The sequence below is a fragment of the Prevotella sp. E9-3 genome (assembly GCF_022024015.1).
Taxonomy (GTDB): domain Bacteria; phylum Bacteroidota; class Bacteroidia; order Bacteroidales; family Bacteroidaceae; genus Prevotella.
The window spans coordinates 1,643,247-1,663,419 of record NZ_CP091786.1 but is presented as its reverse complement, the minus strand read 5'-3'; the positions used below and the strand labels follow the sequence as shown (position 1 = coordinate 1,663,419).

Genomic DNA, 20,173 nt, shown 5'->3' with positions numbered 1-20,173 from the left:
TTACTGATTATTCGCTTCAAAGATTGCCATTCGTTCCTCCAACTGACTGTACTGATGGTCTTCAATGAAAGAAGTACATACACGTAGGCCTTCTTGATGAGAACCTGTAGTGACCAGACAGATAGCCGAAACGCCATAGTACATCAGTTCATGAGCCAGCTGACCACTTGTCATATTCTTATAGCCAATCGTAAAATAGAACCCATCAGCAATCGGTTCGTCTAAGTCTTTATCATAAACGACGTGGAAGCCATGACGAAGGAAAATTTCCTTCAACTTATGGGCACGCTCACCATATACTTTAATTTCGTCACGGAAATTGTAAGTTCCATCGGAGGCAGCCTTCAACAGTGCAGCCAAAGCATACTGAGCACTATGACTGGTTCCGGATGAAAGTGCATATAGCATACGTGTAGAGAAAACAAGTCCGAAGGGCAGTCCTTCATAGCGCAAACTGAGGGCATCGTAATGGCGATGGAACAACTGGTCACTGATACAAACAACACCTATACGCTCACCAGCATAACTAAAAGCTTTTGAGCCACTGATGAGTAACATATAGTTATCGGTATATCGGGCCACTGTAGCCTGGTATGGAGGTTCAAAAGGCTTGGAGAGGTCTTTGCGGAAGTCCATCGCAAAATATGCCAGATCTTCCATCACCACAGCATCGTACTTTGTAGCCAATGTGCCGATGATGCTTAATTCCTTCTCACTTAGACATATCCATGCCGGATTATTCGGATTGGAATACACGATGGCACAGATATTACCCTTGCTGAGATAGGATTCAAGTTTAGCTTCAAGCTTGTCACCACGATAATCATAAACATCAAATGTCTCAAACTTCACCCCCATCACCTTCAGTTGCATTTTCTGAACAGGAAAGCCTGGGTCGATAAAGAGTACAGTATCTTTTTGAGGATTACACTGAGAACATACGAGGAAGGAAGCGAAAGTTCCTTGCATAGAACCAGTAACTGGTACACACCCCTCAGCATCGATGTCAATACCGATAAAAGCCTTGACGAACCTCGATGCTTCTTTTTTCAGGCCAGGATAGCCTTGAATATCGGGATAACTATGAGCAATACCATCTTTAAGAGCCTGAATCTGAGCATCAACGCCTACCTGAGCTGCAGGAAGACCAGGAATACCCATCTCCATCTTGATATACTCCACCCCACTCTCTTTCTCAGCCATAGCCGCCACCTGCTTCACCTCGCGAATGGTAGCCTTTGCAAAATCCTGTATTCCTAATTGTGCCACTAAACGGTCAACAATCTCTTTCTTTATAGGAGTCTCTTTCATAATTCAGCTGAAGCCAATAGTTATTACTTTTCGCTCTCCGCTCTTCCTATAGCCAATGCCTTAATATTAGCATCAACCACAGCATCTCCTTTACGTCCAAACACTCTACGAATGGCATCTTCCAATTTTTCATATTCTATGCCAAGTGCCTTTTGAGCGGCTCCCAAGAGTATCACATTTGCCGAACGAGGAACGCCTGCATCTTTTGCCTGTTGCTCAATGTCAAGCATTATCACATTACCCAATTTTTCCAAATCGGCCTTAATTACTTCAGGATCAGGATAATTAGGAATATTAACGAAAGGTGTACTTGAGGTAATAATCCACCCATTCTTTTTCAAGAAAGGAAGATAGCGAAGAGCCTCCATGGGTTCCATAGAAATGATTACATCAGCTCCGCCTAGAGGAATAAGATCACTATGAATAGGAGTACTGGAAAGACGCAGGTTTGATTGAACATCACCGCCACGCTGACTCATTCCATGTACTTCGGCCTGCTTGATAAAGAGATTTTCTTTCATAGCAGCCTCGCCTATAATGGTTGCAATAGAGAGGATACCCTGTCCTCCTACTCCACAAAGAATTATATCTGTCTTCATTTTGCTTTTTTCTGTTTAAGGTGACGTTGTAAAGTTTGCATGCACTCTCTACGAGGAATAATAACACTCAAACCCTTATATTCTATTTCCTCTTTCATAATACGAGTAATCTCAGGCAAATTCTTAGGAATAGGATTCACCACATGCAAATGGTCAGGATGTACGCCTAATGCCAGACAGATAGCCTCAAACTTATTTGTACCTGCTGAATCCTGTCCGCCAGTCATGGCCGTAGTCAGGTTATCACTGATGACAACCACTATATTCGAATTTTCATTGGCAGCATCCAATAGTCCTGTCATGCCGCTATGCGTAAACGTTGAGTCACCTATGATGGCAACAGCAGGCCACTGTCCTGCATCGCTTGCGCCCTTAGCCATGGTAATAGATGCGCCCATATCTACACAGGAATGAATAGCCTTATACGGAGGAAGGAAACCAAGCGTATAACATCCTATGTCACCAAACACACGGGCATTTGGATAGTCAAGCAAAACTTGGTTGAGCGCTGTATAGACATCACGATGGCCACATCCCTGACAGAGAGCAGGTGGACGTGGAGCCACATCCTCACAACTCTTATATGCCTCATCACTGGGCAGTCCCAATGCCTTTTTCAAAAGGTCAGGATTCAGTTCACCAGTTCGTGGCAATTCACCAGTCAATCGTCCAAGAATATCAGCGTTGCCCGGCATCACGCCACGCACTTGGTCTTCAATAAAGGGTTGTCCTTCTTCAGCAATGAGCACCTTATCACATTCCTCAGTCATACGGCGCACAAGCTGCTTAGGCAAGGGATATTGACTAACCTTCAGCACAGGATAAGGACACTTTCCGTCAGGATAACACTCCATCAAGTAATTATAGGCAATACCACTGGCTATAACACCAAGTTGGTGATTAGCACCATCTTCATACCTATTATATATACTGTCCACAGCAATTTTCTCCAGAAGAGGTTGCTGACCAGTCACCACATCATTGCGTTTTCTGGCAAAAGCAGGCAGAAGCACCCAGTTGCTGGCCTTCGCATTATAATTCAGTTCTTTCTGAGGCTGAGGCGAATCCGCTATTTCAACCACTGCACGACTATGAGCCATGCGGGTAGTAACACGCATCAGCACGGGCAGTCCTACGGTTTCAGACAACTCGTATGCCGTTGACATCATGTTGTACGCCTCCTGTTGATTGGAAGGCTCAAGGGTAGGAATCATGGCAAACTTACCATAGAATCGTGAGTCTTGCTCATCCTGCGAAGAGTGCATTGAAGGGTCATCGGCTACAAGAACAACAAGACCTCCATTAACTCCGGTCATGCCGCTATTTACAAATGGGTCAGCACATACATTCAATCCCACGTGCTTCATACACACCAGTGCACGCTTGCCCATAAACGACATGCCAAGCGCTGCTTCCATAGCCGTTTTTTCATTGGTTGACCAACGACTATGAATACCTCGCTCTCGTGCTTGAGGCGAATCTTGAATATACTCGGTAATCTCTGTAGAGGGAGTTCCTGGGTAAGCATAAACGCCGCTCAACCCAGCATCAATGGCGCCCTGAGCAATTGCCTGGTCGCCCAATAGTAGTCTTTTCATAACAGTTTGGGGTTTTGTTATTGCGAACAAAATTAAATAAAATTATTTACACAGCCAAATAAAACATTCAATTTGTCCGAGTTTTAGGTTTGTTTCACAAACAAAACAAAGAAACATTTGTTCAGATTGGAAATAATTCTTAACTTTGCAGCCGCTCGAATTCAAATAACAGACAAACTTTTGTACAAAAAACTTACAGATTATGAAGATATCACACATTGAGCACCTGGGCATTGCTGTTCAGAGTATCGAAGAGAGTCTGCCATTCTTTACAGACGTATTGGGATTAGAATGTTATGCCACCGAGGTAGTGGAAGACCAGAAAGTAAAAACAGCTTTCTTGAAGTGCGGTGAGGTAAAGTTGGAACTTCTCGAGCCCACAAGTCCTGAGAGTACTATTCAGAAATGGTTAGACAAAGGAAATAAAGGTGTACACCATGTAGCTTTCTGTATCGAAGACGGAGTAGCAAATGCGTTGGCTGAAGTAAGCGAAAAGGGTGTCCGACTCATTGACCAGCAGCCACGTAAAGGTGCAGAGCAGTTGAACATCGCTTTCCTGCATCCCAAGTCAACAGCAGGTGTGCTGACAGAACTTTGTGAACACTAATTTTTTTTACAATAAAAAAATGAGCAAACAATTAGAAAAAATTAAGCAGCTCATCGAGAAGCGCGAACAGGCCCGTCTCGGTGGTGGCGAAAAAGCCATTCAGAAGCAACACGAGCGTGGCAAATATACGGCACGCGAACGTATTGACATGCTCCTCGATGAAGGTTCATTCGAGGAATACGACATGTTCAAGGAGCACCGTTGCCACAATTTCGGCATGGAGAAGAAACAATTTCCTGGCGACGGTGTCGTAGCCGGTAGCGGTACCATCGAAGGCCGTTTGGTATTTGTTTTTGCACAAGACTTCACCGTACATGCTGGTTCGCTCTCTGAGACCATGTCCCAGAAAATCTGCAAAGTGATGGATATGGCCATGAAGATGGGAGCCCCCGTCATTGGCATCAACGATTCTGGTGGCGCACGTATTCAGGAAGGTATTAACTCACTGGCAGGTTTCGCCGAGATTTTCGAGCGCAACATTCTCGCTTCAGGTGTTATTCCTCAGATTTCAGGTATCTTTGGTCCTTGTGCCGGTGGTTCTGTATATAGCCCTGCCCTGACCGACTTCACCCTGATGATGGAAGGCACCTCATATATGTTCCTCACAGGTCCAAAAGTTGTTAAGACCGTAACAGGCGAGGACATTGATCAGGAACACCTTGGCGGAGCATCAGTTCATGCGACCAAGTCAGGTGTTACCCATTTCACCGCCAAGACAGAAGAAGAAGGTCTTCAGATGATTAAGACCCTCCTTAGCTATATTCCTTCAAACAACATGGAGGTAGCCCCCCGCAAGAAATGCGATGATCCTATCAATCGCATGGAGGATTCATTGAATGAGATTATCCCTGAGAATCCCAACGAGGCTTATGATATGTACAAAGTTATCGCTGCTATCACCGATAATGGCGAATTCTTCGAAGTACAGCCTAAGTTTGCCAAGAACATTATCGTTGGTTTTGCTCGCTTCAATGGACAGAGCGTAGGTATCGTAGCCAACCAGCCCGCTTGTTATGCTGGTGTGCTCGACGTAAACGCCAGCCGCAAGGGTGCACGTTTCGTTCGTTTCTGCGATGCTTTCAATATTCCTATCGTATCTTTGGTTGACGTTCCCGGATTCCTGCCTGGTACAGGTCAGGAGTACAACGCCGTAATTCTTCACGGTGCCCAATTGCTTTACGCTTACGGTGAAGCCACAGTACCCAAGATCACCGTTACCCTGCGCAAGTCATACGGTGGCTCACACATTGTGATGGGTTCTAAGCAACTTCACACCGACCTGAACTACGCATGGCCTTCTGCCGAGATTGCCGTAATGGGCGCATCTGGCGCAGCAGCTGTGTTGTATGCCAAGGAGGCGAAAGCCAAGAAGGAAGCTGGCGAAGACGTAAAGGCATTCATTGCTGAGAAGGAGGAAGAGTACAACGAGCTCTTCGCCAATCCTTATCAGGCAGCCAAATATGGTTATATCGATGATGTGATTGAGCCACGCAACACACGCTTCCGCATCTGTCGTGCATTAGCCCAGTTAGCAACCAAGCGTGATGCTCTGCCTGCCAAGAAGCACGGAAACATCCCTATGTAATTGATAATTGACAATTGACAATTGATAATTATGAACAAAGAAGTATATGCTGCTATTGCTATGGCTCTTCACGAGCATCTTGGCAATAATGTTCACGATGTGGAGCCAGGCATCATCACGATTGTCGAGCGCCCCACTCAGTGGAATGGCTATGCACAGACAATGACAGCACACCCATAAATCGAATCAGAATGAAAGAGTATAAATATACTATCAACGGCACAAAATACGAAGTTGCCGTAGGCGATATCGAGGATTGCGTCGTAACCGTAAACGTGAACGGTGAAGACTTTAAAGTTGAATTAGAGAAACCCGCCGAGCCTGAGAAGAAGAAACCGGTTTTGGGCAAAGCTCCAGTATCATCTTCTGAGGGAGACTCAAATGCCTCTGCAGAAAATGCTACCAAGGCAGCAGCAGGAACCGGTACTGCGGTCAAGGCTCCCCTACCCGGTGTCATCACCGACATCAAAGTTGCTGTAGGCGATGAAGTTCAGGTAGGCGACACTGTTGTCGTACTTGAGGCCATGAAGATGGCCAACAACCTTGAGGCTGAAAAAGCAGGAAAGGTAACCGCCATTTGCGTAAAAGTTGGCGAGAGTGTGATGGAAGACGACGCCCTCATTTTCATTGAGTAATTTCAACTCAAGGTACAACAAAGTACCTTATTATTCAAGAATCTCTAATAAAATAGCTGTTTCCTCTAACGGAACAGCTATTTTTTTGTCCTGGTCACTCCCTATATGATTGGTGCCTCCAATCTATACGAAAGGTGCTTCAAATCTATATGAAAGGTGCCTCCAATCTATACGAAAGGTGCTTCAAATCTATATGAAAGGTGCCTCCAATCCATACGAGAGGTACTACTAATTCCAATTTTTAATATTCAAGCCGTCGAGTTTTTATATGATTATTTGGCATATATATATTTTTTTTGTATTTTTGCCAAATATTAGTAGTCAAATAGTGTACAGACTGTAAATAATCAGGAAATACATTATTGAAGAAACAACTACGACAACCATATAGTAATATGTGCATAAGAAACCTAAATAATAAATCTACTATAAATTGCAACAACCTGAAAGGAGCACTTCTACATTTGTGTATAACTCTTTTCACATCTTTTCTCTTTCCAAAGTTGAGGCTCAAGAGCATTTTTGCATTAATGAAATCATGCAGTGTATATCATGGCAAAGAATCTTAAACAAAAAGCCGCATCAGGCATGATCTGGACGGCGTTGCAGAAATATTCTACAATGATCATCCATTTTATCTCCGGCATCATCTTGGCGCGCCTGCTCACACCATTTGACTATGGTTGCATCGGTATGCTGATGATATTTATGGTGTTGGCCGAAGCATTTATCGATGGAGGTTTCGGTTCTGCCCTGATACAAAAGAAGCGACCTACACAAGAGGACTATTCTACCATCTTTTGGTTCAACGTCGGTATGTCGGTATTACTCTATGCCATTATCTATGTCAGCGCCCCTGCTATTGCTCGTTTCTACAATATTCCGCTCCTGTGCGATGTACTTCGCGTGCAAGGACTCATATTGTTTATCTATGCCTTAAATGTCATCCAGAAAAATCAGCTTAAGAAAAAGTTGAATTTCAAAGTACTCTCTATTGTCACAATAACTACAGCTCTAATTACATTAGTGGTGACTGTTTTCATGGCTTACAAGGGGTTTGGTGTTTGGGCATTGGTAGCATCTAATCTGATATCGGCGGCCATCCCAGCCTTCGTTTTTTGGTTTTTCATTAAGTGGCGTCCCATTTGGACATTTTCGTGGCAATCATTTAAGGAGTTATTTGGCTTTGGGTTCTACATGTTCCTGACTCATTTGGCCAATCGCTTTGCGCAACAATTGCAGGGGTTACTAATCGGCAAATTTTACAATGCATCCACTATGGGCTATTATTCAAAAGCAGCGGGGACCGAAAAACTTGCCTCCCTTTCCATTAGTGTAGTGATGACCCAAGTGACTTATCCTCTTTATGCCGAAGTTCAAGATGACAAGGAAAAACTGTCTAACATGATTCGTCGCATTACGATGACGCTTTCTTATGTAACATTTCCATTGATGTTCATTCTTTTGCTTTGCGCCAAGCCTATATTCGTCTTGCTTTATTCTGACCGTTGGCTGCAGAGTGTCCCTTATTTTCAGATCTTATGTATAGCAGGTCTGGCAGGATGCTTGCAGTCGGTCAACTTGCAATCTATTGCAGCCATCGGGAAAAGCAAAGAGATGTTTTTTTGGACAATGTTTAAGCGAATCGTTGGCATAGGAATCGTTGTTTCTGGATTAGTCTGTTTTGGCATGAAAGGCCTATTGGCAGGTGTCGTATTTAATTATTGGTTCTCTTGGTTTGTCAATATCAGTTTGGTGTCAAAATATATTGGATACAAATGGTACAATCAGATTTTGGATATTTTACCTGTCACGATAGTTTCATTACTAGCCGCATTTGTCAGTTTTGGTGTTGGCTTTCTGTTAAATTTGGATATGTATCCCGATGGCATTGTAAAGTTAGCTGTCTATGTGATATTATATATAAGTTGGTCTTTGGTATTTAAGCCAGAAGCATACTCCTATTTTCTAACTATTATTCCCTCAAAGTTTAAAATCTGGAAGAAGAAAGACTAAAATACGATGAGAATAGCTTTAATCAAAGAAACCAAGACCCCTGTGGACAATCGCGTGGCACTTACTCCTAAGCAAGTGGCTGAACTGAATAAACAGTATCCTCAGCACAGAATTGTTGTCCAATCCAGCGACATCCGTGCTTTCACCGATGAGGACTATCGTGCAGAAGGTGTCCAGGTGCAGGATGATATTAGCGATGCAGACATTCTTTTCGGTATCAAAGAAGCAAAGATTGAGAGTCTTATTCCGGACAAGCATTATTTTTTCTTCGCCCATATAGCCAAGATGCAGGATTATAATCGCCCGTTGCTTCAGTCTATGCTGGCAAAGAATCTTACCTTTTCTGACTATGAGTATCTTGTCGATGAGAATAGTGAGCGTGTCTGTGCATTTGGTTGGTGGGCTGGTGTGGTTGGCGTTTATTATACTTTGCGTGGCTATCTTCTCCGTGAAGGTTGTGTATTACTCCCCAACCCAGACCGTAAGTTCACGTTGGCTCAGATGCGTACTATCTTGGCTACAGCACAGTTGCCAAAGGTGAAGATTCTGATTACAGGTAATGGACGTGTAGCTCAGGGCGCTACTTATGGGATGCGCGAATGCCGTGCTCAGGAACTGACATACGCGCAGTTTATGAGTGACGAGCCTGTAAACATGCTTTCTTTTTACCAGGCATCTGTCGATGAGCTGGTGAAACGAAAAGATGGCAAGCCATTCAATCGGAGCGATTTCCGCAATAATCCCGAAGAATATGAAAGTGATTTTATAAAATATGCAAAGCATACTGACATTTTCATTTCTTGTCATTTTTGGGATCCCAAAGCCCCCGTTTATCTTGAACAGGAAGACTTTATCAAAAACCAGTTGCCTATTAAAATGATTGGTGACGTCACCTGTGACATTTGTGGAAGTATTAAGTCAACCATCAGACCTGCTACCCATGCTGAACCGTATTATGACTTCAATCCCATAACTCATAAGGAAGAGTTGCCCTTCTCGTCTAAGGATAATATTACGGTAATGGCTGTTGACACTTGTCCCAACGCTCTGGCAATCGATGCCAGTGAGTATTTTGGAGAGATGTTGACAGAGTACGTTTTCAAACCCTTGCTTAAAGGTGAGCATTCCGATGTGATTGACCGTTCAACGATTTTGGAAAAAGGGCAACTGACTCATAGATTTGAGTATCTGCAAGATTTTGCTGAAGGCCGTTAGTCAATAGCTAAAAAATGCTGGGGAAAGTATTCACATATTGGAGAAGGTTACGCAAATGCCTGTCCATGATTCGATATAAATCTAAATATGTCGATCAAGTATTTTTAACAAATAGTCTAAACATAAGCATTTTATGGTTCGAATAATAATCAATGCTGATGATTTCGGAAAAAGTCCTAGACGAAATCAAGCTATTAATGACTCCTTCACACAAGGTTTGATTTGTTCTGCCGGACTGATTGTTACAGGAAAATATCTACCTGAGGCCATAGAACTTGCTAAAGCGGGGAAGTATATGGACAAGTTGCACCTCCATTTCAACTTATCTGCCAACCTACTGCAAGAAGGTTCCGAAGATGCTCCCCTGACTGAGGCGATGAGAAAAGACCCATTTTTCTGCAAAGACCAGAAGTTTTTGAAGTATCATGGATTGCCAAAAGAGTTTTCCTGCATCAGGAAATGGAGGCTAGTCTATGATGAGTTGGTTGCACAGTATAAGAAATTCAATGAAGTTACTGAAGGAAAGGCTGACTATAAGCATGTGGACTTTCATTTATGGTATAATCTGACATGGTCGGTAGCCGTTGCCTTAAACCTTTTTACACGAAAATACAAGATTGAGTCCGTTCGATATTGGGGATTACATCAAATGAACAAACGAAGATTCAAAATTTATAGATTTTTAAGTTGGAATCATTTAGTAAAATCTATACCAGCGACAAATATCGATTATTTCCTCTCAAAAAGAGATTCCTTTAAGCAGTATAATGTCGTTGAATTATATTGTCATCCGAATTATAAGGATGGTGTATTTTTAGATGACAGTCCATCTTATTTTAAACATGAACGTCAGCCAATGATGAAACAAATTCAAATGCTGAAAGAGTTAGGAGGTATAGAGTTCTTATCATGGGAGGATTCCTTTAAAAAACGATAACTAATGAATAAGCAAATTAGAATATTTTTCGCAGGAGATTTCTGTTCAAAACCGTCAACATCACGAATCACTGTGTCTGATGAATTGAAATGTTTGATTCAATCGTGCGATTTGAAGGTGGTGAACTTTGAAGTCCCGCTTAAACCAAGTGGTGCATTGCCTCCTCAAGTGAGAGAAAGGTTCTTCCAAAATGACGATGCTCCTAATTTCCTGCGTAGTATTGGCTTTAATCTATTCCAATTAGCAAATAATCACGCCTTTGACTGGGGTGAGGAAGGGTTCAAGAAAACCAAATCCGCTTTAGGGAATCAATCGTTTGGTGCAGGAACATACGATGAAGCATATAAAATCAAGGTCTGCGAGACAAACGGACTAAAGATAGGATTTCTGTCGCTATCGTTCGCAGCTTATACAGGTGTGTTTGATAATGTGAGGAACCACGAAGGGTTGGGTTGTGCTTATATTAATGACTTGAAAGTGAACCATGTCATCATAGAAGCGAAAAAGGAAGCGGATTATTTGTTTGTTCTACCCCATGACGGCATTGAATACATTGATGTTCCCTTGCCTGAAACCATCGCCCGCTATCGTGACTTTATTGACTATGGTGCAGATGGGGTAATTGGAACACACCCTCATTGTCCTCAAGGATGGGAGATATATAAAAACAAGCCCATTTTCTATAGTCTCGGAAACTTTCTTTTCAACAGTAAGGAAAACTACGAGTTTAGAGCAAATTGCCCCCATTGGTATGAAGGATTATGTGTGTTGATGACCATTGAAAAGAATAGCATCAAATGGGAAGTGTTGAACACTCGCAATGTTGACAATGTCAGACTCATAATAGACTCTGACAAAGAAAGAATCGAACATAATAGACAATTGTGCCGTTATCTTGCTGATAAAGATGCGTATGACAACTATTTAAACAAGATTTGTAAAACACTAGGTCAAAAAGAACTGTCAATCGTTGATAGAGTTTTTCATCCACAAACCATAAAGGAATGCACAAAACTGTTGTTTAATAATTGGAAAAGCAGGCTGGTGGGAAAAGATTTTACAAACGACAATCGTCTGCTAAGACTTCTTACGCATGATGCAAGAAGGGCCTTGCTTATGCAGACTTTGAAACGTAATAGCAACAAATAACCTATATTATTATGTCAAAATTATTAAAAAAGCTGATAGTAAAGATTCACAAATATCTTGAAATGCGACAAAAAAAACATGAGATAACCCGAAAATTCAAATATCTCAATGAGCGTCGCAAATTAACAAAAGAGCAGAAAAAGGAGATACAAGATTTTTATCTCAGTGTTATAGGGAAAAAGATACCTTTGTATGGACATGAATATTTCTATTCCCGTAATGGAATTTTTTCTAAGTATTACATTCCTTCAACATTGTATTTGTGCGATTTGTTACCCAAGGCGAATGACCAAAAATTATCTCCATTTTTTGCGGACAAAAATTTCACCGAGTTGCTTTTCCCTGGTGAAAATATCGTGCATTCATTTCTAAAAAATATCAACGGTTACTATTATTATGACGATAAGCCCGTCTCTGAAGAAGAAGCCGTCCTCCGCTGCCAGAATATGAATGAGGTGATAATTAAGCCCTCACGAGAATCAAAGGGCAATGGTGTTCAACTTATTACAGTAAAGGATGGTATTATAGACAAAGACGGGAAATCCATCCATCAGTTGTTCAAAAAATATAAGATGAACTTTCTGCTTCAAAATAGGGTTCACCAACACAAGGATATGGCTGCTCTGAATCCTTCTTCTCTGAACACTTTGCGAATCCTTTCATATCGCTCAGGGATGGAAGTGTTGATTATCTATTCTGTAGTCCGAATTGGCCGGTCTGGACAAGTAATAGATAATCAAAGCGCAGGTGGATTAAGTACGACAATTAGTTCGGATGGTAAATTAGGAAAATTCTCTTATGGGAAGGTTGGTAGTGATAATATTGAAGAGACTGATACGGGGATTCGTTTAGAAGGCTATCAAATACCTTCGTATGATAAAGCAATAGAATTTGTGAAGAGGTTGCATTATAGGCTGCCATTTTTCCATATCATTGGATGGGATGTGGCTATAGAGGAGAATGGCGAACCTATATTAATTGAATTTAATACTAAACCAGGATTAAGTCAGTCGGCCTTTGGTTCCGGGTTGGGTGAATATACTGAAAGGATTATTCGTGAACTATGGCTGAGGCCAAATACGAAATATCCAGATTAATAAATATCGCTCAGAAATATAGAAATGAATACGGAGATTAATATTATAGAAAAGCCTGAATGGGTATCATGGGACGAGATACATCAAGTCCTTTGGAAAGCTCATGAGAAAAATCGTGAGAATGGCGTTTTTATGTCATACCCTTCACTTACAGGAGATGAAATAAAAAAAAGAGTAGAGAATAATGGCAAAATGTATCTTGCACTTGAGGGGCAACATGTAATAGGAACTTTAGCATTAATAATAAAACAAGGAAACAAATGGTATAATAAAGGAACGTATGGTTATCTCTGTTTTGGCGCAGTACTTCCCGATTATAGCGGTAAAGGTATATATCGTTCAATGTACAAAATAGCAGAATCTACTGCTCTAAATATGGGAATTAGCGTTATTACGCGAGATACAAATGAACATAATGCCAGAATGCTTAAAATATCAAAGCAAGAAGGTTATCATTTTGTAGAATGTAAAGCATACAAAGATCATTTCAATATAGTTCGTGCTAAATGGTTAGATGGTTGTCCTTATCCCTCATGGTATATCAAATTGAAATTCCATTTATCCAAATTCAAACAAAAGACTCGTTACAAAATGGTTCCTGGAAAGGGACGGGTTAAGCGATTCGGAATATTATAAGAATGAACCAGAAAGTAGTCATCATAGGGCATAGTTACTCTTCGCGACTGAGCATTATTCGCTCCGTTGCGCAAATTGGCTGTGAAGTAAGTGTCATCGTGATGATACGATTGACACTAAAATCCAATCAAAAAAAACGGAAAACTTTATTTTTTTTTATTATAAATTGACAAAAATGGATTTTTTTTTGTAATTTTGTCGCAATATTAGTAGATATTTAGTGTACGGACTGTAAATAATCAGGAAATACATTATTGAAGAAACAACTACTACAACCATATAGATAGTAATATGTGCATAAGAAACCTAAATAATAAATCTACTATAAATTGCAACAACCTGAAAGGAGCACTTCTACATTTGTGTACAACTCTTTTCACATCTTTTTCTCTTTCCAAAGTTGAGGCTCAAGAGCATTTTTGCATTAATGAAATCATGCAGTGTATATCATGGCAAAGAATCTTAAACAAAAAGCCGCATCAGGCATGATCTGGACAGTGTTGCAGAAATATTCTACAATGTTCATCAAGTTTATTTCCGGCATCATCTTGGCGCGCCTGCTCACACCATTTGACTATGGTTGCATCGGTATGCTGATGATATTTATGGTGTTGGCCGAAGCATTTATCGATGGAGGTTTCGGTTCTGCCCTGATACAAAAGAAGCGACCTACACAAGAGGACTATTCTACCATCTTTTGGTTCAACGTCGGTATGTCGGTATTACTCTATGCCATTATCTATGTCAGCGCCCCTGCTATTGCTCGTTTCTACAATATTCCGCTCTTGTGCGATGTCCTCCGTGTGCAGGGAGTGATATTATTCATCTATGCTTTTAATGTCATCCAGAGGAACCAGTTGCACAAGAAGATGAACTTTAAGTTTCTTGCCATCGTTACCATTACAACGTCCATTTCTGCCCTGATTATAACCATTCTCATGGCCTATCATGGCTTCGGTGTCTGGGCGTTGGTAACCCAGAATATTATTACTGCCGCCATTCCTGCCCTCATATTCTGGTTTTACATCAAGTGGAGGCCCATTTGGACTTTTTCTGTCAAGTCATTTCGGGAACTGTTTAGTTTTGGCATCTATATGTTCCTGACCCATTTAGTCAATCGCTTCGGGCAACAATTGCAGGGTCTGTTAATTGGCAGATTTTACACTGCATCTACTATGGGTTATTATTCCAAAGCAGACGGAACCGAAAAACTTGCCTCCACTTCCATTAGTAGTGTGATGACCCAAGTAACCTATCCTCTTTATGCTGAAGCACAGGATGACAAGGAAAAACTGACCAACATGATTCGTCGCATCACGATGACACTCACTTATATCACATTTCCATTGATGTTCATTCTTTTGCTTTGCGCCAAGCCAATATTCGTTTTGCTTTATTCCGACCGTTGGTTACAGAGTGTCCCTTATTTTCAAGTTTTATGTTTAGCAGGTTTGGCTTATTGCCTACAATCGGCAAATCTGCAATCTATTGCAGCAATAGGGAAAAGCAGAACAATGTTTCTATGGACGTTGTTTAAAAGAATTGTTGGAATTGGCTTTGTTGTAGGTGGTTTGATTTTATGGGGTATGAAAGGACTTCTGGTAGGTGTGGTCCTGAACACGTGGTTCGCTTACCTTGTGAATATCAGTTTGGTCTCGAAGCATATAGGATACAAATGGTGGAGACAGTTGTTTGACTTAATGCCGGTTACTGTAGCTTCTATTGTTGCTGCGGCCATTAGCTATGGTTGTGGCTATTTGCTGAAACTCGACATGTATCCCGATGGCATCCTGAAACTGTTGGTTTACTCCGCCATCTATCTGGGTTGGTCTTTCCTGGCGAAGCCCGAAGCTTTTGTATACTTTAAGTCAGTCGTTGACCCAATGATTTCGAAAGTCAGAAAAAGGAAACAGAAAAAACAATTATGATTAACAGTTCTGTCAGAATAGTTATAGCAGGTGATTTGTTCCCCTCCGAAAATAATATCAAATTGTTTGAAGAGGCTGATGCCGAAGCACTTTATGGCAAGGAAGTATGCCGAATGTTTGCAAAAGCAGACTTTTCCATAGCCAACCTTGAAGGTGCGCTAACAGATTCAACCGTAGCTCAACAAAAAGACGGGCCTGTGATAAAAGCCCCGAAAGCTACAATTGCCGGTATTAAGAATCTTGGCCTTTCTGCTTTGGCTTTAGCCAACAACCACATAACAGACTATCAGCAGCAAGGCATAGATGACACGCTTGATATACTTAATGATGCAGGAATCCTATATGTTGGCATCGCTCCAAAGAAAGGTTGTTCTTCTCCACCCGTCAGCCATGTGAGCATCACGATAAATGATAAAAAGATATGCGTCTATAACGTATCAGAGACTTTCTTCAATAAGCCCACTAAAGAGATGGCTGGCGCATATGTTTATGACGAGTGGATTGTTTTGAACGAAATCAAAGCGCTAAAACAGCGGCATGATTTCATAATAGTCATTTACCACGGTGGTGCGGAGTATCTGCCATATCCCACACCACAAACGAGGACACGCTTCCATCGTATGGCAGACTGTGGGGCGGATTTCATTACGGCACAACATACCCATTGCATTGGATGTGAGGAATGGTACAATGGTTCCTATTTGTTACATGGCCAGGGCAACTTCCATTTTGCCAGGCAGAAAAAATATCTCAATCTTACAAGGCAAGGACTTATCGCAGAAATCACCATTACAGATAATGGCTTTTCGGTTAATAATCACATTGTGACTATTAAAGACAATGTGCTTTGCTATGATGACAAACAAGACCTAACACCCTTTTATGAGCGTAGCAAGCGCCTGAATGACGAAGATTATATTATAGAGCAATATTCAAAGGTGAAGGTTGAGGAAATTATGCGTATGTTTCTTGTTGCAGCTAAAGGCAGTTATCCTTTGCGGCGAATTACCCGACGACTCTTCCCAAACTCGGTAAAACACCCAGAACACACGTACACATTGCCCCAAATGCTTCGTAATTTCAATCTTGTACAAGGTGAACGTACAAGCGAAGATATGTATTATGTGTGGAAATATTTATTAAACAATTATACCCAATATGGAAAATAATTTTCAAATCATAGAGAAACCTGACTGGGTGTCGTGGGACGAAATACGTGAAGTGTTGTGGAAGTCCCATGCAGAGAACAGAGAAAATGGTATCAATAATGCCTTACCCTCGAAGTCAAGTGACGAGATAAGACGGTTCGTTGGCGACAAGGGAAAAATGTTTGTTGCCTTGGATGGGAAAAAAGTCATTGGGACTTGGGCTGTTCTGATTAAGAATAACCGAAAATGGTTCACGAGTGGCGAATATGCATACGAATGTTTTGTAACTGTGCTTCCAGAATATAGAAAAACGCGCGCCTACTTTCTCCTATCAAGGACAGCAATGGATTATATCAGATGGAAAGGACTTTCTTTAACAACGGGTGATGCACATGAAAATAATCAGACAATTCTAAAATTGAAGTTACGCGAAGGTTATCAATATGTTGCATATAAAGCCTGCAAAGACCATTACAATGTGGTAATAGCTAAATGGTTCAACGAATGCCCTTATCCATCTTGGTACATCAAATTCCGTTTTCAATTGTCAAAACTGTATTTGAAGACTCGTTACAAAATGGTTCCTGGAAAGGGACGGGTTAAGCGATTCGGAATATTATAAGAATGAAACAGAAAGTAGTCATCATAGGGCATAGTTACTCTTCGCGACTGAGCATTATTCGCTCCGTTGCGCAAATTGGCTGTGAAGTAAGTGTCATCGTGATGATACGATTGACACTAAAATCCAATCAAAAAAAACGGAAAACTTTATTTTTTTTATTATAAATTGACAAAAATGGATTTTTTTTTGTAATTTTGTCGCAATATTAGTAGATATTTAGTGTACGGACTGTAAATAATCAGGAAATACATTATTGAAGAAACAACTACTACAACCATATAGATAGTAATATGTGCATAAGAAACCTAAATAATAAATCTACTATAAATTGCAACAACCTGAAAGGAGCACTTCTACATTTGTGTATAACTCTTTTCACATCTTTTTCTCTTTCCAAAGTTGAGGCTCAAGAGCATTTTTGCATTAATAAAATCATGCAGTGTATATCATGGCAAAGAATCTGAAACAAAAAGCCGCATCAGGCATGATCTGGACAGCGTTGCAGAAATATTCTACAATGTTTATCCAGTTCATTTCAGGTATCATACTGGCCCGTCTGCTCACCCCATACGACTATGGCTGCATCGGCATGCTGATGATTTTCATGGTGCTGGCCGAGGCTTTCATTGACGGAGGATTCGGATCAGCACTCATCCAGAAGAAACGACCTACGCAGGAGGATTACTCTACCATCTTCTGGTGGAACCTCGGAATGGCCGTCCTGATGTATGCCATCCTCTATGTCTCTGCTCCTGCCATAGCCCGCTTTTACGACATACCACTACTCTGCGACGTGCTTCGAGTTCAAGGGCTTGTTCTCTTCATATATGCGTTTAATATCATTCAGCGTAACCAATTGCGAAAGAAGCTGAACTTTCGTGTCCTTTCCATTGTCACCATCACTACCTCGATCACCTCCCTCCTAATCACCATTCTCATGGCCTACCATGGCTATGGCGTTTGGGCTTTGGTGGCGCAGCATCTACTCACGGCTTTCATCCCTGCACTTGTCTTCTGGTTCTATATCAGGTGGCGTCCCATTTGGACATTCTCTTGGCAGTCCTTCCGCGAGTTGTTCAGCTTTGGGTTTTATATGTTCCTGACACATCTTCTCAATCAATTCGGACAGCAGCTTCAAGGACTTCTTATAGGTAAGATGTATAATCCTGCAATTATGGGATATTACTCCAAAGCACAGGGGACGGAGAAACTTGCATCTACGAGTATCTCGCAGGTTTTGACACAAGTCACTTATCCCTTATATGCAGAAGTGCAAGATGATAAGGAGAAACTGGGAAACATGATTAAGCGGCTTACAATGACTCTTGCATACATAACTTTCCCGCTGATGTTCCTTCTCCTGCTGTGTGCCAAGCCCATCTTTCTTTTTCTCTATTCTGAACGCTGGCTCCCCAGTGTCCCTTATTTTCAGGTGCTATGCATCGCCGGATTGGCATATTGTTTACAGTCAGTCAATCTTCAATCGATTGCGGCCATTGGAAAAAGTAAGATGATGTTTGTATGGACAGTCATTAAACGAACAATAGGAATAGGCTTCGTAGTGGGAGGATTGGCTTTATTTGGAATTAACGGCCTTTTAATAGGCATGGTGTTGAACACATGGTTCTCCTATTTTGTGAATATATCCTTGGTCTCCAAACATGTGGGATATAAATGGTGGAAACAGCTGATGGACATCGTGCCTATTATGGTATCTGCGGTTGTAGCTGCTGCTGTGAGCTATGAAACGGCAGAGTTGTGCCATTTTTCAATCTATCTTGACGGACTTGTCAAATTGTTTATATACATTATCGCCTACGCAGGTTGGTCTTTACTATTTAAACCGGAAGCATTTATATATACCAAGAGTATAGTTACCCCCATGTTTTCTAAAATCAAAAAAAAGTTCTCAAGAAGATGAAAGATAAGACATTTCGAATAATCATAGGTGGTGATTTGCTGCCCAACGCAACAAATATTCCGCTATTTGAAGAGGGCGATGCTCAACAGCTCTTCGGCAAAGAGATATGCAGCCTGTTCGCAGAGGCAGATTTCTCCATTGTCAATCTTGAAGGTCCTTTGACCGATGCTGTTGAACAGCAGGAAAAAGTAGGCCCTGTCCTAAACGCTCCTATTTCAACAGTTAAAGGTATTAAAGGTTTAGGGGTTGATGCAATAGCATTAGCAAATAACCATATCATGGATTATGGAAAAAAGGGGTTTCTCGATACAATCGGGTGCTTGGAAACTGCAAGGATACAACATGTCGGTTCTGGTAAAGACTCAAACAGTATAAAGACACATATAAGCCTGACATTAGGTGGGGAAAGGGTGTGTATTTACAATGTTTCAGAGACTTTCTTTAATATTCCAGATGAGCATACAGCGGGTGTGAACTTGTATGATGAATACATCGTATGCAATGAACTTAAAGAACTTAAACAAAAACATGATTATGTTATAGTTATATACCATGGTGGCGCTGAGTATCTTCCATATCCAACTCCGATGGTTAGGAGACGGTTTCACAGGATGGCTGATTGTGGTGCTGATTTTATAACAGCTCAACATACCCATTGCATAGGATGTGAGGAATTCTATAATGGTGCATACTTGTTATATGGGCAAGGAAATTTCTTTTTCGCAAGACAATACACAAAAAAGATGACAAGGGAAGGTTTGGTGGTAGAAATATGTTTTAGAGAAAAGGAAAAGTCAGTAGAAATAAAAAAACATAAGATTTGTGTTACCAATCAAGATTTATTACGATATGCTGCAGACCAGAGTTTAAATGATTTTGAGGAGCGAAGTAGCCAAATTGATAATGAAGAACTAATATGTTCTGAATACGAGCGTGTTAAAGCAGCCGATATCATGAATAAGTATTTGATGGCATTTAAAGGAAACAGCAGATGGAATCGCATGATGCTTAGGCTCTTTCCTAAGCGTTATAAAGATAATCTTTTGAATACTTATACGAAACAACAAATATTAATTAACCAGACTGTTGTAAACCAAGATAGGAGGCAAGAAGATATGCGCTTTGTTTGGAATTATATTGTCAAAAAAAGATATTTATCACAAAAATAA

18 protein-coding genes are annotated in these 20,173 nt (G+C 41.1%); 15 read left to right on the top strand and 3 right to left on the bottom strand.

Annotated features, from left to right (window positions below; translation table 11 throughout):
* From L6475_RS06050 to L6475_RS06040, 3 genes are read right to left on the bottom strand one after another with little or no spacing between them, the layout of a single operon-like run.
* Window positions 1-1,311 (bottom strand): pyridoxal phosphate-dependent aminotransferase, encoded by a 1,311-nt coding sequence (locus tag L6475_RS06050; protein WP_237823589.1) that lies wholly within the window; start codon window positions 1,309-1,311, stop codon window positions 1-3.
* A 23-nt stretch (window positions 1,312-1,334) separates the two neighbouring features.
* On the bottom strand, window positions 1,335-1,910 hold the full coding sequence (locus L6475_RS06045; protein WP_237823587.1) for an indolepyruvate oxidoreductase subunit beta: 576 nt from the start codon (window positions 1,908-1,910) through the stop codon (window positions 1,335-1,337).
* Entirely contained in the window at window positions 1,907-3,508 is a 1,602-nt protein-coding gene (locus L6475_RS06040) for a thiamine pyrophosphate-dependent enzyme (RefSeq protein WP_237823585.1), read from the bottom strand. Before L6475_RS06040 ends, L6475_RS06045 begins: the two co-directional genes overlap by 4 nt.
* Window positions 3,509-3,710: 202 nt before the next feature.
* On the opposite strand from L6475_RS06040, the gene mce reads away from it, so the two are divergent.
* The 15 genes from mce (at window position 3,711) to L6475_RS05965 (ending at window position 20,173) form a co-directional block, all read left to right on the top strand.
* A complete protein-coding gene (mce, locus tag L6475_RS06035; protein ID WP_237823583.1) occupies window positions 3,711-4,115 on the top strand; it encodes a methylmalonyl-CoA epimerase in 405 nt (134 codons plus the stop codon).
* Window positions 4,116-4,134: 19 nt separating this feature from the next.
* Window positions 4,135-5,700 (top strand): acyl-CoA carboxylase subunit beta, encoded by a 1,566-nt coding sequence (locus L6475_RS06030; RefSeq protein WP_237823582.1) that lies wholly within the window; start codon window positions 4,135-4,137, stop codon window positions 5,698-5,700.
* 30 nt (window positions 5,701-5,730) lie between these two features.
* Window positions 5,731-5,880 carry a hypothetical protein gene (locus L6475_RS06025; RefSeq protein WP_237823580.1) on the top strand — a complete coding sequence of 50 codons (150 nt, stop codon included), beginning with the start codon at window positions 5,731-5,733 and terminating at the stop codon, window positions 5,878-5,880.
* 11 nt (window positions 5,881-5,891) lie between these two features.
* Entirely contained in the window at window positions 5,892-6,335 is a 444-nt protein-coding gene (locus L6475_RS06020) for a biotin/lipoyl-containing protein (RefSeq protein ID WP_237823578.1), read from the top strand.
* Window positions 6,336-6,887: 552 nt separating this feature from the next.
* On the top strand, window positions 6,888-8,351 hold the full coding sequence (locus L6475_RS06015; protein WP_237823576.1) for a lipopolysaccharide biosynthesis protein: 1,464 nt from the start codon (window positions 6,888-6,890) through the stop codon (window positions 8,349-8,351).
* 6 nt (window positions 8,352-8,357) lie between these two features.
* Window positions 8,358-9,566, top strand: a complete 1,209-nt coding sequence (locus tag L6475_RS06010) for an NAD(P)-dependent oxidoreductase (RefSeq protein WP_237823574.1) — start codon at window positions 8,358-8,360, stop codon at window positions 9,564-9,566.
* 133 nt (window positions 9,567-9,699) lie between these two features.
* Window positions 9,700-10,503, top strand: a complete 804-nt coding sequence (locus tag L6475_RS06005) for a ChbG/HpnK family deacetylase (RefSeq protein ID WP_237823572.1) — start codon at window positions 9,700-9,702, stop codon at window positions 10,501-10,503.
* Between the two features lie 3 nt (window positions 10,504-10,506).
* The gene (locus tag L6475_RS06000) at window positions 10,507-11,652 is read left to right on the top strand and encodes a CapA family protein (protein ID WP_237823570.1); all 1,146 of its coding nucleotides are present in this window, start codon (window positions 10,507-10,509) and stop codon (window positions 11,650-11,652) included.
* 11 nt (window positions 11,653-11,663) lie between these two features.
* Window positions 11,664-12,749 carry a sugar-transfer associated ATP-grasp domain-containing protein gene (locus tag L6475_RS05995; protein ID WP_237823567.1) on the top strand — a complete coding sequence of 362 codons (1,086 nt, stop codon included), beginning with the start codon at window positions 11,664-11,666 and terminating at the stop codon, window positions 12,747-12,749.
* 24 nt (window positions 12,750-12,773) lie between these two features.
* Window positions 12,774-13,385, top strand: a complete 612-nt coding sequence (locus L6475_RS05990) for a GNAT family N-acetyltransferase (RefSeq protein ID WP_237823564.1) — start codon at window positions 12,774-12,776, stop codon at window positions 13,383-13,385.
* A 485-nt stretch (window positions 13,386-13,870) separates the two neighbouring features.
* Complete coding sequence (locus L6475_RS05985; protein ID WP_237823562.1) at window positions 13,871-15,313, top strand: lipopolysaccharide biosynthesis protein; 1,443 nt, start codon at window positions 13,871-13,873, stop codon at window positions 15,311-15,313.
* The gene (locus L6475_RS05980) at window positions 15,310-16,482 is read left to right on the top strand and encodes a CapA family protein (RefSeq protein ID WP_237823561.1); all 1,173 of its coding nucleotides are present in this window, start codon (window positions 15,310-15,312) and stop codon (window positions 16,480-16,482) included. The genes L6475_RS05985 and L6475_RS05980 overlap by 4 nt, the downstream gene beginning before the upstream one ends.
* Window positions 16,472-17,083: a GNAT family N-acetyltransferase gene (locus L6475_RS05975; RefSeq protein ID WP_237823559.1), complete on the top strand. Its 612-nt coding sequence runs from the start codon at window positions 16,472-16,474 to the stop codon at window positions 17,081-17,083. Before L6475_RS05980 ends, L6475_RS05975 begins: the two co-directional genes overlap by 11 nt.
* Window positions 17,084-17,531: 448 nt before the next feature.
* Window positions 17,532-19,004 (top strand): lipopolysaccharide biosynthesis protein, encoded by a 1,473-nt coding sequence (locus tag L6475_RS05970; RefSeq protein ID WP_237823557.1) that lies wholly within the window; start codon window positions 17,532-17,534, stop codon window positions 19,002-19,004.
* Entirely contained in the window at window positions 19,001-20,173 is a 1,173-nt protein-coding gene (locus tag L6475_RS05965) for a CapA family protein (protein ID WP_237823555.1), read from the top strand. The genes L6475_RS05970 and L6475_RS05965 overlap by 4 nt, the downstream gene beginning before the upstream one ends.